Origin of the sequence: Agromyces sp. Leaf222 (assembly GCF_001421565.1) — a bacterium.
GTDB lineage: Bacteria > Actinomycetota > Actinomycetes > Actinomycetales > Microbacteriaceae > Agromyces.
In genome coordinates, this window is sequence record NZ_LMKQ01000002.1 from 239166 (window position 1) to 254510 (window position 15345).

Annotated in this window: 7 protein-coding genes and 1 pseudogene; 4 read left to right on the forward strand and 4 right to left on the reverse strand. The window is 66.0% G+C overall.

All coding sequences use genetic code 11. The annotated features are described in order from the left end of the window. The first annotated feature begins 10 nt into the window (after window positions 1-10). Complete coding sequence (locus ASE68_RS16000; protein WP_055861970.1) at window positions 11-2281, forward strand: 3'-5' exonuclease; 2271 nt, start codon at window positions 11-13, stop codon at window positions 2279-2281. A gap of 102 nt (window positions 2282-2383) precedes the next feature. Then, window positions 2384-4174 carry a DUF262 domain-containing protein gene (locus tag ASE68_RS16005; protein ID WP_055861973.1) on the forward strand — a complete coding sequence of 597 codons (1791 nt, stop codon included), beginning with the start codon at window positions 2384-2386 and terminating at the stop codon, window positions 4172-4174. 35 nt (window positions 4175-4209) lie between these two features. Here ASE68_RS16005 and ASE68_RS16010 read toward each other — a convergent pair whose 3' ends face one another. Both ASE68_RS16010 and ASE68_RS16015 read right to left on the reverse strand, forming a co-directional pair. Then, window positions 4210-8853: a DEAD/DEAH box helicase gene (locus ASE68_RS16010; RefSeq protein WP_055861976.1), complete on the reverse strand. Its 4644-nt coding sequence runs from the start codon at window positions 8851-8853 to the stop codon at window positions 4210-4212. 851 nt (window positions 8854-9704) lie between these two features. Then, window positions 9705-11009: pseudogene (locus tag ASE68_RS16015) on the reverse strand (RNA polymerase sigma factor); the annotation flags it as partial. Window positions 11010-11487: 478 nt separating this feature from the next. Here ASE68_RS16015 and ASE68_RS16020 point away from each other — a divergent pair. Both ASE68_RS16020 and ASE68_RS16025 read left to right on the forward strand, forming a co-directional pair. Then, entirely contained in the window at window positions 11488-12933 is a 1446-nt protein-coding gene (locus ASE68_RS16020; protein ID WP_055861979.1) for a DUF2868 domain-containing protein, read from the forward strand. Beyond that, a complete protein-coding gene (locus tag ASE68_RS16025; protein ID WP_055861982.1) occupies window positions 12930-14423 on the forward strand; it encodes a DUF3482 domain-containing protein in 1494 nt (497 codons plus the stop codon). Before ASE68_RS16020 ends, ASE68_RS16025 begins: the two co-directional genes overlap by 4 nt. Here ASE68_RS16025 and ASE68_RS16030 read toward each other — a convergent pair. Beyond that, the gene (locus ASE68_RS16030) at window positions 14390-14845 is read right to left on the reverse strand and encodes a hypothetical protein (RefSeq protein ID WP_055861984.1); all 456 of its coding nucleotides are present in this window, start codon (window positions 14843-14845) and stop codon (window positions 14390-14392) included. The two genes, ASE68_RS16025 and ASE68_RS16030, sit on opposite strands and share 34 nt — an antisense overlap. After that, window positions 14842-15309 carry an XRE family transcriptional regulator gene (locus ASE68_RS16035; RefSeq protein ID WP_055861986.1) on the reverse strand — a complete coding sequence of 156 codons (468 nt, stop codon included), beginning with the start codon at window positions 15307-15309 and terminating at the stop codon, window positions 14842-14844. Before ASE68_RS16035 ends, ASE68_RS16030 begins: the two co-directional genes overlap by 4 nt. Window positions 15310-15345 lie beyond the last annotated feature (36 nt).

The following is a 15345-nucleotide window of genomic DNA, read 5'->3' on the forward strand; positions in this document are numbered from 1 at the left end:
AAGGCGACCGATGCCCAACCTCATCATGACGAAGCTCAAGGGCCAAGACCATGAGAAGGCCGTTCGTGCCAAGATCATGTCGTTCCTCTCGAAGTTGACCGAAGACGACACGCTCCCCGGCCTGCACATCGAGCCGATGAACGAACCGCTCGACTCCCGAGCGCGCACCGGGCGGGTGGACATCCACCTGCGGGCGGTGCTCTACTGCCTCGAACCGCTCGCCGGCGAGCGCACCTACGTGTACGCAGGCACCTGGGAGCACGAAGAGGCGATCAAACGGGCGCGGACGCGCAAGCTGCAGATCAATCCGGTGAACGGCATCGCCGAACTCATCGAGGCCGAGCCGGCCGTCGACGCACCCGCACCGGCAGTGCCGAAGGTCTGGGCGGAATCGGCACAGGCCGAGGCCGAGGCCGCGCCATCGTCGTTCCTCACCGAGAAGAGCTACTTCGTCGCCGACCTCACCGACGAGTTCGGCTTTCCGGCCGATCTCGCCGCCGAGGCATTCGCGGCCGCGACCGAGGACGAACTCCTCGCGTTCGCGAGCGACCTCGAGAACGAGTGGCAGTCGGGGGTGCTGCTCGGCATGGCGATGAACCTCGCCATCTCGCAGATCAAGGAGTCGCTCGGCATCACCGAGGCCGACGACGACGCCGTCGTTGCGGAGCCGGCCGTCGCCGACGAGGTCGCCGAGCCTGATCGCACCGAAGACGAACGACTCGTCGAGGCGCTCAAGCACCCGGCCGCCCAGATGCAGTTCACCTTCATCGAAGGCGAGGAGGAACTGCAGCGCGTCATCGACGGAGGCGACTTCGGCGCATGGCGGGTGTTCCTCCACCCTGACCAGCGACGCTACGCCACGCGCTCGTACAAGGGGCCGTTCCGCCTCACCGGCGGCGCGGGCACCGGCAAGACGGTCGTGCTGCTCCATCGCGCAAAGCACCTCGCGGAGCAGCATCCGACTCACCGGGTCGTGCTCACGACGTACACGCGAGCCCTTGCCGACAACCTCCGCCGCGATCTCGAGCGCCTCGACCCCGACATCGCGCAGGCGTCGGCACCCGGGGACCCCGGTGTGCTCGTGCGAGGCGTCGACCAGCTGGTCGCCGCGGTGCGCGATGCCGCCGGAACCGGGTTCGGCGCCGCCGCGCAGAGCGTGCTCGGCGCAGTCGTCGAATCGCGCGGCGCCGTCGTCGCGAACGACTCCGGCTGGGATGACGCGGTCGACGACGCCGACGTCGATCTGCCGGCGGCGCTTCGTTCGAAGAGCTTCCTCTCAGTCGAGTACCTGCAGGTGATCCTCGCCAACCGGATCGTGACGAAGGACGCCTACTTCACGGTTCGGCGTCCGGGGCGCGGCGTGGCACTCGATCGAGCGAAGCGCGCCCAGGTGTGGGCGGTCGTCGAGCAGTATCGAAAGAATGCGCGCATCGCCAACAGGTTGTCGTACGCCGAAGTCGCATCGGTGTCGGCCGCGTGGCTCGAGGGCGCCGACGGCGAATCACCCCGCACATTCGCCGACCACATCCTCATTGACGAAGCGCAAGACCTCACGCCCTCGCACTGGCGGTTCCTTCGCGCCGTGACGGCCTCGGGGCCTGACGACATGTTCATCGCCGACGACACGCACCAGCGCATCTACGGTCAACCCGTCGTGCTCTCGCGCCTCGACATCGCCATCGTCGGCCGATCACGCAGGCTGACGCTCAACTACCGCACGACCGAACAGAACCTCCGCTACGCCCTCGGGCTGCTCGAAGGAGGGACCTTCATCGATGCCCAGGGTGGTGAAGAAGGAGTGGCGGGATACCGCTCGTCACGGCTCGGACCGGAGCCGGTCGCCGTCACGGCGGCATCCGCGTCGGAGCAGTTCGCGGCGCTCGCCACGCAGGTCCGATCTTGGCTGGACGCGGGCGTCGACGGCGCCACCATCGCGGTGTTGACGACCTCGAACAACGCGGCCAAAGACGTGCACGACGCCCTCGATCACCACGGAATCGCCAGTACGATCCTCAGCACCGCGAAGCAGGTGGGGGACCGCCCCGTCATTCTCACGATGCACACGGCGAAGGGCATGGAGTTCTCGCGCGTCATCCTGTTCGACATCTCGGAGGGATCGTTCCCGACGTCGTGGTCGCTCAAGGGCGTCGCGGCCGAGGACCGGGCCGATGTCATGCTGCGTGAGCGGTCGCTGTTGTACGTGGCTGCCAGTCGGGCCCGCGACGAACTCGTCGTGACCTGGAAGGGGAAGCCGTCGGAGTTGCTCCTCCGCTCAGAGTAAGCCGCGGATATCCTGAGTCGCATCGCTCTGCAGCACCCGGGATCGGCGCATCGGTGTCTGCCTGAGCGTCGATGAGCGTGGCCGATGAGAAAGAGGATCACGATGGCGAAGTATCAAGTCACCCAATCGGCGGTCACCCAGCTGCTCGAAGACGTGCGACGCGAGCACATCGCGATCCCAGAGCTTCAGCGCCCATTCGTATGGGACAGCGTAAAAGTCCGCGACCTCATGGACTCGCTGTACAAGGGGTATCCGGTCGGGTACCTGATCACCTGGCAGTCGGTCGGCGCACATTTGAAGGGCGGTCAGGTCGCGGCTCACCAGCAGATTCTGATCGACGGGCAGCAGCGCATCACCGCGCTCCGCGCGGCGGTCGCCGGTCTGAAGGTGATCAACAAGCGCTACAAGCAGATCCGGATCACGATCGCGTTCAATCCGGTCACGGAGGAATTCGCGACCCTGACACCGGTCATCGCGAAGAATCCGGAGTGGATCTCGGACATCAGCGAGCTCTTCACCGCAAACTCCACCTACACATTCGTGAAGTCGTACTTCGAGGCGAACGCGAACATCGACCATGCCGCGGTCGAGGCGAACATCGCACGGCTCGAGGGCATCAAGAACGCGCAGATCGGCATCATCGCCCTGGCCGACGACCTCGACGTCGAAACCGTCTCCGAGATCTTCATCAGGATCAACTCCAAGGGAGTGCCGCTCAGCAGCGCCGACTTCGCGATGAGCAAGATCGCGACCTACGGCGATCGCGGTCGCAATCTCCGAAAGCTCATCGACTACTTCTGCCATCTCGCCGTCGCGCCGCACGCGTTCGCCGACATCCAGGAGAACGATTCGGAGTTCGCCGCATCGAAGTTCATCAGTGCGATCTCATGGTTGAAAGACGACGCCGAAGACCTGTACGACCCCGCATACGGCGACGTCATCCGTGTCGCAGGGCTGCTCGGGTTCAGTCGTGGCAGGGCATCTTCGATCGTCAGCGAGCTTTCCGGTCGGGATCCTGAGACGCGCAAGGTCGACGAATCGCGCATCCCCGTGGCGTACGACAAGCTCGAAGCAGCGCTCCTTCAGATCGTCAAGAAGTACCACTACGAGAACTTCATCATGCTGATCAAGTCCGCGGGATTCATCGCGCCCGACATGGTCGGCTCGAAGAACGCCCTGAACTTCGCGTACGCCCTGTACCTGCGGCTCCGTGCCGATGTCTCCATGTCAGAGGGGGAGCGGAAGCGGATCGTCCGCCGCTGGTTCGTCATGTCGATGCTCACCGGGCGACACTCAGGCAGCTTCGAGGGAACCTGGGAGCAGGACATCCGTCGCATCTCCGCGCAGGGGGCCGCCGAGTACCTCACGCAGATCGAGGAATCCGATCTCTCCGACGGCTTCTGGCAGGTCTCGTTGCCGAACTCCCTCGAGACGACGAGTACCGTCAGCCCCTTCTTCCAGGCGTTCCTCGCTGCTCAGGTCGCCACCGGGGTTCGCGGGTTCCTCTCGAAGAGCATCACGATCGCGGCGATGCACCAGCAGTCCGGCGACATCCATCACATCGTCCCGAAGGACTATCTGCAGAAGAACGGGTTCCCCGACCGCGCGGACTACAACCAGGTCGCGAACTTCGCGCTGACCGAGACGTCGATCAACATCAGCATCAGCAACAAGCCCCCGGCAGGCTACCTGGCCGAGGTCGAGGCGCAGATCGAGTCTGGCCGGCTCACGCTCGGAGAGATCACGGATGCCGACGAGCTGCAGCGCAATTTCGTCGAGAATGCGATCCCCTCGCGCCTTGCAGCCCTGACCGCGGAGGAGTACCCGGAGTTCCTGCAGGAGCGTCGAAAGCTGATGGCAAACGTCATCCGCTCGTACTACGAGCGGCTCTGATCGCGGATCTTGGGATCGCCAAGTCATGAGATCCGCTATTCGGCTCCTGATTCGGGCTTCCAGAGGTAATCGAACTCGTTGTAAGCGAGCCGTTCACCGAACTCCTCGAAGGTATCGGCGACATTGACGATCAGGCACCGCTCATCCCCGCCATTGCGTGGACCTCTGAGGCCGCGGCCGATCATCTGGTGATAGCGATTGGGACTGAACGTCGGTCGGGCGATGTAGAGCGCTCGAATATCGGGTGCATCGAAGCCTTGGGTGAGCAGATCACAGTTCACGAGTACCCGGATCTCGTTCGCCTTGAACGCGTCGATGATCCGACGTCGTTCTTGCGGCCGCATGCTGCCATCGACGGCGGCAGCCGAACGGTTCTCCAATCGCACGAGCGCGGCGATGGTGTGGGCAGAGGAAACGGAGGCGGCGAACACGATGATCTGCCAATTCGGGTCCTGACGCAGGACATCGTCGACGACCCTCTGAGTCCGTTCGAGATCGTGGCCGATCTTGTCGAGCATCGACTTGGTCACTTCGCGCATGCGGTGGAATTCGGTTCGATCGGTTCCGGTCGGAGTGAGCGTGGAACCGTCGAGCACGTAATGGTCGACCTCGGCGAGGATCTTTTCGTGCCGGAGCTGACCGATCGGATCGTCGGGATCCAGGGACTCGAGCTTGTTCCGTCCAAACCGTTCGGCGAATCGGCTGTTCGTATCGGCGTTCCTGCCTCGATACGGAGTCGCGGTCAGACCAAGAAGCGGTCGCGGTGTCTTCGTCGGAGTGATCTCGAGCCAGCGAAGAATCTTGGTGTACGTCTTCGTCAGAGCAGTGTGTGCCTCGTCGATGATCACGAGGGAGGCATCCGCGAGCCACGCGTAGTCGCTTGCGTAGTGTGAACCGATTCGTGCAGCGATCTTGTCGTCGACTGCCACGACCACCTGTAGTTCGAATGCGGACTCCTCGACGTCATAGCGGCCCCAGAAACGTGACACGTCGAGAGGTCGCTTGTCGCCGAGGGCACGCCAGACATCCGTCCACGTCTGGATCGCCTGTTCACAAAGCTCCTCCGACTGGGCGATCCACAGGATCGGACCGCGGAGCTCATTCTCGACGAGCATCCGGATGACGGCCTCGACGGTCACCCTCGTCTTGCCCGCGCCCGTCGGGAGAAAGAGGAGGGCGCGTTTGAGCGCCTGGTCATCGGTCAGAACCAGGTCGCGGATTCGAGTAGCGAGGTCCTCCTGGTAGTCGTGGAGCGGAGAGAGTTCGACGCGCCCGCTCACCTGCTGGCTGGCCGGTCGCGACCGGGTGCGTTGTCCGGCGAACTCGGAGGCGAATCCGAGCGACCTCACGAAGGCCTGCGCCTGCTTCGAACCCTCCCACTCCCGCGGGACGTTGAGTCCACGTGTTCGGAGTTCATCTTTGAGCCACCAGATTGAATCGAGACCGCGGACGCGGAGGAAGAGATCTGCCACGGCTCGGTCGTCAAGTTGCCCCTGCTTTGCTTCGACGGCGGCCAACAGGCCGTTCGGCAGATTCGACCGAAGGGCATCGACGCCGATGAGCAGGTGCAGCCGATCAACGTCGGTGGCGGCGGCGCGCGACTGCTCGACCAGCTCGTTGCGCCGCAGCGTCTCGTCGGTCGACAGGATCCAGTCGATATCGTCTTTCGTCAGCCGAAGGCCAAGACGAAGTGAAACCTGTTCGAGGACGCCGGAGTCATCGAGCGTGTCGTCGACGACGATGACGTCATCCAACCGCACGCTCGACATCCGTTGCTCGACCTCGCCGGTCGGGGTCGTGACGCGGCGGAGGATTTCCGGGCTGGATCGTACTCGGAACACAGCTTTCCCGAGCTGAGCGCGTTGCTGAAGGCTCGGGAACCGGTCGGTCAATACGTCGGGTTCGCTCTCATCACGTACTACGACAGCTCGTGCGAGAGCGACGTCGCTTGTTTGGAGACCCCACACCCGCACCAGCGCACTCGCCCGCTCGACAGTTCCGTCCAAGTACGGCACCCCGTGCTCATCAAGCACGATCTGGTCGTCACTGGAGACGGCCAGCACGACATCCGCGGCCGGTGCCAGGACCACCTGGCCTCGCGTCGCTGCGGGAATCATCGGAACTCCGCTGAATCGAGACCGGGCCGCCGCTGTGACGACGACTTCCGTAAGGCGAGAGACGTTCGGAACGACGTAGCCGTGTCTGCCCAGGAACGCCTCGATGACCCGGTCGGGAATCTTGGCGAGGTTGGAGGGGCCGCCCAATTTCACGTCATCGGATTTCGCTGCGACTGGGAGGAAAGCGGCGTACTCGACGAGATCAGAGCCGACGGCATCGGCGGTTCGGGTGGCACCCAGCGACGTGATCACCAGGCCAAGGCGCTGAGCGATCCACCAATCGGGCCGACGAATCGGGACCTCGGCGTGGCGAGTACCATCCCCCACGGGGACCTCGAGAGTCATCTCATGAACCTCGAGCTTCTCGAGCACAGCACGGGTCCAGACGACGAGTTCGGCGATCTCGGCTTCGAGTTCGACGAAGATGGACAACGGCCCGATGCCGGTCAACTCCATGCGAGGAACGTGGCGAGCTCTGATCCCGCGCTTCTCGAGCTTCCGTAATACGTCGGCCCTGATCTCCTGCGCGTAGATGTCGAAGACAGGCTCCTCGTGAACGGGGAAGTCGGAACGAGGACCGGTGAGACAGCCGGACGCGATGAGCAGATCGACGCGATCTTGGAGGCCGACATCCGCGTGACGATGTGCCACCGAAGGAGCGAATGTGTTGTCAGCGAACACCTCGCGGGACTCGGACAGGGTGCCGGCACGGGTCAAGATGCGAATGGAAATATCGCGCGAGCGGACGGACGCGAGAGTCTCGGCGGCTATTTGCGGCGTCGCGTCGCGAAGAGCAGACCAGAACCTCGCCCATTCCTCAAACGACCAGGATGCCTGTACCGACGCGCCGACGGCCACCGCTATTTCATCAGTGGAGACATCCCGGAATCCCACCAGGTGCAGGAGTTTCCTGGTGCCTGGACGTTCCGCAGCCCAGCGGGCCACGTAGGTGATTCCTGGCGCGGAGGGAGCATCCGGGACCGGGATGAGTGCACCTAGGGGTGCGCTCGACGGACTGATCCAATCGCCGCCTTCGGTCGGCACGATGGCCGCGCCGTCGATGAGCCCGGGCGTGAATCCGCGTTCCGCCAGAGTGAGGTAAAGATCGAGTGCAACCGCCAGGGCATCATCGTCGTCGGCTGTCGCCAACTCGACGAGCCATTCCGAGACTGCAATCTCACCCCGAGCCGGGAAACGATCGTCCGTCCGCAGGAGCGCACGGAAGCGCGTGAACCGGTCTCGGCTCGTCGAGAAACAATTCGGATGCGGAAATGTTTCGCGATCGATGACGCCGAGCCACTTGTCGACGACATCCACGGGCACGACGGGAACATTGAGGATCGGTACCCCGTCGAACCAATCGGGTCGCCGGAGTTTTCCGGTTCGGTCGGGGATGATTGCTCGGGAACGGCCGAGTGCAGGAATCCGAATCGAAAGCTCGGCATCGGCATCGCTTCGAACTTCTCGGCCTCGCGCGGGGAACAGATCCAGGTGTGCGGCCGGATCCTCGGTCGTGGCAGCTCGAGGTGCGACCTCGAGGAAGAGGTCGGCGCAGATGCCGAGGAGCTCCCGATTCAGCTCGCTCTCCGAAACGAGCGTCGTCCTGTCGTCGCTGATGTGCCACGGAGCATTGAAGATTCCTCGTGCCGTCGTCCTGTCCTGAAGAGGAAACCATGACCACAGCTCACCGATCTCATTCCCGCCATCCGGCCGAACGGCATAACTCACCGTCATCCGATTGCGACTGATCGTCGCCGGCAGCTCACGCTGAAGGACCGGTGACGGCGAGTACTCGCGCTCGCCGAAAAGCCATCGGGATTCGACCCCGTCGGGATCGGTGAGGACGACGTTACCGGTCTGTTGCGCGGCTCGTTGGTGGCATGTGGACTTCAGGGTTCCATCCGGGCCTTGCAGGAGGATGTCGAGACGATCGACAGACTTCATGAAGAGCAGAGAGCGGGTACGGAATCCGGCAAGCTCGGCGTGGATTCGCTCGGCTTCTCGAGCCAGCGGGAGCTTCACCACGGTCGTCGCCCACGTGGCAAGGTCCGCGAGGTGTGGGTCTTCGTTCATCGCCACAGCGGAGTCCAGGAGGCTGGGAACTCGGAGGAGCGGAAGGCGGCCGCTCCTCGACTTCAGCCCTTCGAACAGCCGGGGGATTTCAGGAGCGTTGAACGCGAACGCGACCGACGAGCTGAATATTTGCGGATGGTCGGTGATCGCCAGCATCGACTTGAAGCCGAGCCCGAATCGGCCGATCGACTCTTCGTCTCGCTTCTCGCTGATGAAGGCATAGCACAGTGCCGTGATGCCCTTCTCGTTGAATGGGCTTCCCTCGTTCGCGCAATAGAGGCTCCCGTCCGCGATCCGAAGCTCGACCCTGCCGCGCATGCCGGCCTCGGTCAGTGCGTCTGCCGCGTTCTGAAGGAGCTCGGCGATCTGGCGTCGACCGTATCCGCCCTCCCTATAGCTGTCCTCTGCACCCACGTGCTCATCGAGAAGCCGTGGGTTGAGCCGGTACGTTTCGATCGCCGTCGTCTGCTGCGCCGTGACGAACGCCACGAGATCAGGATCGGGCGTGGCCCAGTTCAAAGTGACCCCCGTCGTCGATTGAGGAGTTGGCGGAGTGTGGGGATGCGAGGGCGTTCGCGTTCGCGAGTGAGCGTTGCTGAGGCTGTCGGTGAACGGGGCTCTGAGCGGTCGGTCACGGGTTTCTGATCGGATTGATCACCGAGCGAGGCATCGTTACTTGCGGAGCTAGCCGCCAGCGTCCCTGGGTTCAGTTTGGACCGCGCAACGAGCTGCCAGGCGATAGCGAATGGAGTCCGGTCGAGTTCTGTCGCGATGGCCTCGATGGTGGTTCCGTCTTCGTAGCGTTCGACGATCCGTTGGAGGTCCTCGAGAGAGTAGGGAAGTCCGTGGTTCGGTGGGGTGCTTCCTGGCATGTCGGACGGAACGTATCCGAGAAGGGCCAGGCACACCTCTTCCACCACGGAGCGTTCAGTGCCACCTGTGGCGCTGGCAATTCGAGACAATGACGTTCCCATCCGGTAGGAATCCATCAGCGACGGGGTCCTCATCGGGCTGGTCGTCGTCGGCTTGATGCTGGTTGGGAGATCGGTTTGTTGCGGTGTATTCAGTGTCGTGGCGCTCCAGCGCCCGTCTGATGAGGTGGAGCTCGTTGTCGAGGTTGCGCGGGTCCCGGCCTTCGGGGTGACTCCTTCGCGCGCGGCAGGTTCGCTCATTGCGAGATCGGCTGGTGGATGGCCCTCCGGCTCCGACGGCATCGGCGTAGTTGCTTTCGGCTTGACTACCTCTTGATGAGAACGGGATGGAGCAGGTCGAGGTGAACCACTCAGTGATTGCGAAGGCGTTGCAACCTCGTGGAGCCCCAGATCCGGCCACAGATCGTCGTCCAGGTAGTCGCGCAGCGATTGCGACCGCGAGGGGTGGCGGAGCTTCGCCATCGTCTTGGATTCGATCTGGCGGATGCGCTCGCGCGTGACGCCGAACTTGTCGCCGATCTGGTCGAGTGTCTTCTGCTCTCCGTCGCCCAGGCCGAACCGCATGCGGATCACCCCCGCCTCACGTTCGCTCAACGAGTCGAGGAGCGACTCGAGCTGCTTCTGCAGCATCGTGAAGCCCACGGCGTTCGCGGGGTCGAGCTTCTTTGGGTCATCGATGAGATCCCCGAGCGCGATGGGATGAAGCTCACCTTCGATGACTTCCATCTGGACGACTTGATCCAAAGAACGTATCGGGCGGCCGTGCTTCTGGACCTCGATGACCTTCTCGGGCGTCATGTCGAGCTTGCGGCTCAGCTCTTCGGGCGTGGGTTCGCGACCGAGGTCCTGCAGCATCTGGAGCTGCACGCGGGCGAGCTTGTTGATGACCTCGACCATGTGCACGGGGATGCGGATGGTGCGGGCCTGGTCGGCCATGGCGCGGGTGATCGCCTGACGGATCCACCAGGTTGCGTAGGTCGAGAACTTGAAGCCCTTGGTGTAGTCGAACTTCTCGACCGCACGGATGAGGCCGAGGTTGCCCTCCTGGATCAGGTCGAGGAACTCCAAACCTCGGCCGTTGTAGCGCTTTGCGATTGAGACGACGAGTCGCAGGTTCGCGCCGAGGAGGTGGCTCTTCGCGCGCTGTCCGTCTTTCGCGACCCACTGCAGCTCGCGACCGAGCTGCGAGCGCTTCTCGGCCTCCGTCATGCGCGGCAGCTTCTGCGCTGCGAACAGGCCCGCTTCGATGCGCATCGCGAGCTCGACCTCTTCGGCCGCGTTCAGCAGCGCGACCTTGCCGATCTGCTTCAGGTAGTCCTTGACCGGGTCAGCGGTAGCACCAGGGATGTGGCCGTATCGGGCGGGAATCTCACCGGAGAGAGCAGTGTGGCGATGAGTCACCGCTCGTCGCGGTGTACGAGATGGCGACTCTGAGCTCGATGTGAACAAGATCACATCGGAGTCGTGAGTCTCTTCGGCCTCGTTTTGAAGCGGAACCAGCTGAAAGCCGAACTGGATCTCGTCGTCGAAGGCGAAGAGGTCCAGATCTTCGAAGCCGTCGCCATCGTCCTCATCGGCGACGGCTTCTGGCTGATCGATCAGCCAGTGCAAGGAGTTGAAATCTGCGTCAGGCTCGTCCAAATCCGGCGGTTGCGATGTGCTCATCCCTGGTCGCCTTCGGCGGGTGCAGCGACCGATGAAGACAGGCGCCATGCACGACGGGCGCAGCCGCGCTCACACCGCCTCAACGCGGTGTTCTGGTGCCTGGCCGCTGGAGCCAACTGCTTCGTCGTCGAACTTCTCATCGTGCCTGCAATCGGTGTGATTCGAATGCGTACCTTGACAGTTTGCATCGCCGTCGTGCGGACAGCTGACAGACATTACTCTTGCCGTTCGGCGCCGATGCGCAGGACAGGCTTCTTGAAGCTGATTAATGATGCGAAATGCCAGCTGATCTGGGATCAGATGGCCGTAACCCCAAAACGAGGGGTAACGGGCTTCAGTGTCTCACGGTGTTACTCGCGGGCCACTGCATTCGCATGAACGAGCGCCTCGGCGCCCGCCGAGTTGAATCGAGGACGCGCCGTTGGTGGGCTGATCCCTCTGGCGACTTCGCCTTCCCCGCAACGGCGGTCGGGCGGCCACGCGAGAACGCACTACTCCCGCGCCCCCGCGGCATAGACTCCGCAGCATGGACGAGTCGGCCGCCCTCGAGACGACCGCGGCGCGCGCCGTCGAGACGGCTGACCGCGATCGCGTGCTGTGGTCCGATGCTGACCGGGAGTGGGCGAGCCGCGCGGCGGCGGCCATCGTGGGGGAGCGGGCGAGCGCCGAGGAGTTCCTCGGGCGGCGCGCGCAGCTCGTGCTCGAACGGGTCGGCACACGCCAGCCCGCCGTGACGCGCACGGTGCGCGGCATCCGGTGGCGTCCGTGGGTGGGCGTCGTGACGGTGATCGCCGCGTTCGTGCTGGGCCTGCTCATCGATCGCATCGGCGGCGGGTCGAGCATCAACCTGCTCGCGCCGCCCGTGTTCGCGCTCGTCGCGTGGAACCTCGTCGTGTACGTCTGGCTGCTCGTGCGTCCGCTGGTGCTCCGGCGTGGGGCGGCCGGGCCGGTGCGGTCGGTGCTGATCCGGGCGGCGTCGGTGCGGGTATCCGGCGACAGCAGCCGAGCGGATGCCGCGACCGCCGCCAGGCGCACCGTGCTCGCCGCGCTGCCCCGCGACTGGGCGCGCGTCGCCGCACCGTTCTACGGAGCGCGCGCCGCACGCGTGCTGCACCTCGCGGCGGCGGCCACCGCGCTCGGCCTGATCGCCGGCCTCTACCTGCGCGGGCTCGCGTTCGAGTACCGCGCGTCGTGGGAGAGCACGTTCCTCGGGGCCGAGCAGGTGCACGCGCTGCTCGCCGTGACGCTCGCGCCGGGATCGTGGCTCACCGGCATCCCGGTGCCCGACGTCGCGGCGATCGAGGCGATCCGTGCGCCCGCGAGCGAGAACGCTGCGATCTGGATGCACCTCATGGCCGGCACCGTCGCGGTCGTCGTCATCATTCCGCGGCTGGTGCTCGCCCTCGTCGCGGGGCTGGTCGAACGGCGCCGCGCCAAGAACGTCGTGCTGCCGCTCGACGAGCCGTACTACCGCCGCCTCATCGCCGGGTGGGTGGGCGAGCCGGCGCGTGTGCGCGTCATCCCGTACAGTTACACCCTCGAGCCCGAGGCGCGCGCCGGGCTCGAGGCCATCGTCGCGCGGGCGTACGGCAATGCCGCCGCGACCATCGACGAGCCCGTCGCGTGGGGCGACGACTGGGTGAGCCCGGATGCCGCGGGCCAGCCGCAGACCGTGCTGCCGCTCTTCAGCCTCACCGCCACGCCCGAGGACGATGCGCACGGCGCGTTCCTCGCGGCATCCGGAACCACTGTCGCGCTCGTCGACGAGTCCGCGTTCCTCGCGCGCTGGGGCGACGACGCGCAGCGCCGCGACGACCGCCGCACGGCGTGGCGCGAGTTGCTCGAGGCGCACGGAAGCGTTCCGGTGTTCGTCGACCTCGCCGATCCCGACCTGGCGGCGGCGGAGGCGCAACTCGCGGCTGCGGCATCCGCTCACGAAGGCAACGGCCGGCCCGACGGGAGGTCGCGATGAGCGACCGACCCGCCGACATCCAGGGCCTCGACGCCGGCGCGGTGTCGCTCTCGCTCATCTCGCACACCAACGCGGGCAAGACGACGCTTGCGCGCACGCTGCTCGGGCGCGACGTCGGCGAGGTGCGCGACGCCCCGCACGTCACCGCTGAGGCGACGCCGTTCCCGCTCGTGCAGACCTCCGACGGCGACCTGCTGACGCTGTGGGACACCCCGGGCTTCGGCGACAGCGTGCGCCTCGCGCGCCGGCTGCGGCAGGACCGCAACCCGATCGGCTGGTTCCTGACGCAGGTGTGGGACCGCTACCAGGACCGCGCCCTGTGGCTCAGCCAGCTCGCCGTGCGCAACGTCGCCGAGCAGGCCGACGTCGTGCTCTACCTCGTGAACGCCGCCGAGGCGCCCGCCGACGCCGGTTACCTCGCCCCCGAGCTCGAGGTGCTCGAGTGGATCGGCAAGCCCGTGCTCGTGCTGCTCAACCAGACCGGTCCGCCGCGCGAGCGGGCCGTCGAAGAAGCGGATGCCGCGCGCTGGCGTGCCGCGCTCGGCCCCACCACCAACGTGCGCGACGTGCTCGCCTTCGACGCGTTCGCACGCTGCTGGGTGCAGGAGTTCACGTTGTTCCAGGCGATCGAACCGCTGGTTCCGGATGCCTCGGGGCGGGCCTTCGCACGCCTGTCGGCCGCCTGGCGGGAGCTGCGCATGAGCGAGTTCGACGCGTCGATGGGCGCGCTCGCCGGGCCGATCGCGCGGGCCGCCGCCGACCGCGTCACGCTGCCGGCCGAACCGCTCACGAACCGGGTCACCGGCTCGTTCGGCCTGCCCAGTTCGGCGCGCACCAAGGCGCGAGCGGCTGCCACCGACGAGATGGCCGCCCGGCTGCAGGCCGACCTGCGGCGGGGCATGGAGCAGCTCATCGCGATCCACCGGCTCGAGGGGCGGGCCGCCGACGAGGTGCTCGAGCGCGTGGCCGACGGCGTGCACCTCGACGCACCGCTCGACGGCACGCGCACCGCCGCGCTGGGGGGCGTCGTCTCGGGGGCGCTCACGGGGCTCGGCGCCGACCTCCTGGCCGGAGGGCTCACATTCGGCGCGGGCATGGTCGCCGGCGCGATCATCGGCGCGCTCGGCGGCGCGGGCGTCGCGCAGGGCGTCAACGTCGTGCGCGGCCGCACCGAGTCGAGCCTTCGCTGGGAGGAGGCGTTCCTCGACGGGCTCGTGACCTCGGCGCTGCTGCGCTACCTCGCGGTCGCGCACTACGGACGCGGGCGCGGCGCCTGGCGAGAGGGCGAGTATCCGGAGCACTGGCGGCCGATGGTGGTCGACGCGGTCGTGGCCGAGCAGGGTCGGCTCGCCGCGATCTGGGCGCGGCGCGGCGACGGTGAGGAGCGGGTGCCGCGCGTGGAGCGCGAGCTCGAGGAGCTTCTGCGCGAGATGGCGCTGCGGCTGCTCGACGAGCTCTACCCGGGGACGCTCGACGCCGACGCCGCCTGAAGGGCAGCATCGATCGCGTCGAGCAGCGCGGGCGCGTGGCTCGAGACGGTCTCCCAGAGACGCGCGTTGTCTCCGTGCGCGGCGTTGCGGGCGGTGATGTTGCGGGTGGCGCGGAGCCCGTCGCGTGCGAGTCGAGGCAGGGTATCCGCGATCTCGTCGGGGAGTTGGAGGTTCACGAGGTCGGCGAGGTGGATGACCGCGAGCATGCCGATGTCATAGGCGTCGGAGTCGGTATCCGCGAAGCTCTCGCGCCCGTCGCGGGTTGCGCGCGCGAAGCGCGAGCGAAGCCGCGCGACTTCGTCGGACAGACGCTCGCGCGAGCGCTCCGAGCGCTCCGAGAGGTCTGAGCCCGAGCCCTCGGGTTCGATCCGCGGGCGTGCGCTGAAACGGCCGCGCGGCACTTCGGCGTCGCCGTCGGTCACAGCGGAACCGCCTCGCGGCGGAGTGCACGCACGACCGGATCCGCGTCGTCGTCGACGACGGCATCGACCGGGAACCCGATCAGCTCTGCCACCTCCTGACGGAACGCCGCAAGGGTGAGGAAGTCGACGTCGGGTCCTGCATCGACGAGCAGATCGACGTCGCTGTCGGCGGTGTCGGTTCCGCGAGCGGCCGACCCGAAGACGCGGATGTCGCTGACCCCGTACTTCGGGGCGAGGTCGAGGATGCGCTCGGCGAAGAGCTCGAGCGGGATCGACGGGCGCATCCGCGCGGCCCGGAGGATGCGCTCGCGGAGCTCGTCGCTCGGCACTCGGGCGCCGGATTCGATCATCGCGAGGTTCGGCTGCTTGATGCCGGCCAGGGTCGCGAGCGCCCGCTGCGAGAGCCCGGCGTCTTCGCGCGCGCGGCGCACGAGCGTTGCGGCATCCGGCTCGCGGGCGGTCATGGCGTCGAATATATCGCGGTGATATCACCCGCCGAC

What these genes read in the sequence shown, in the direction of transcription:
- ASE68_RS16000 (WP_055861970.1), top strand. Translation starts at nt 11, where the DNA reads ATGCCCAACCTCATCATGACGAAGCTCAAGGGCCAAGACCATGAGAAG.
- ASE68_RS16005 (WP_055861973.1), top strand. Translation starts at nt 2,384, where the DNA reads ATGGCGAAGTATCAAGTCACCCAATCGGCGGTCACCCAGCTGCTCGAA.
- ASE68_RS16020 (WP_055861979.1), top strand. Translation starts at nt 11,488, where the DNA reads ATGGACGAGTCGGCCGCCCTCGAGACGACCGCGGCGCGCGCCGTCGAG.
- ASE68_RS16025 (WP_055861982.1), top strand. Translation starts at nt 12,930, where the DNA reads ATGAGCGACCGACCCGCCGACATCCAGGGCCTCGACGCCGGCGCGGTG.
- ASE68_RS16035 (WP_055861986.1), bottom strand. Translation starts at nt 15,309, where the DNA reads ATGACCGCCCGCGAGCCGGATGCCGCAACGCTCGTGCGCCGCGCGCGC.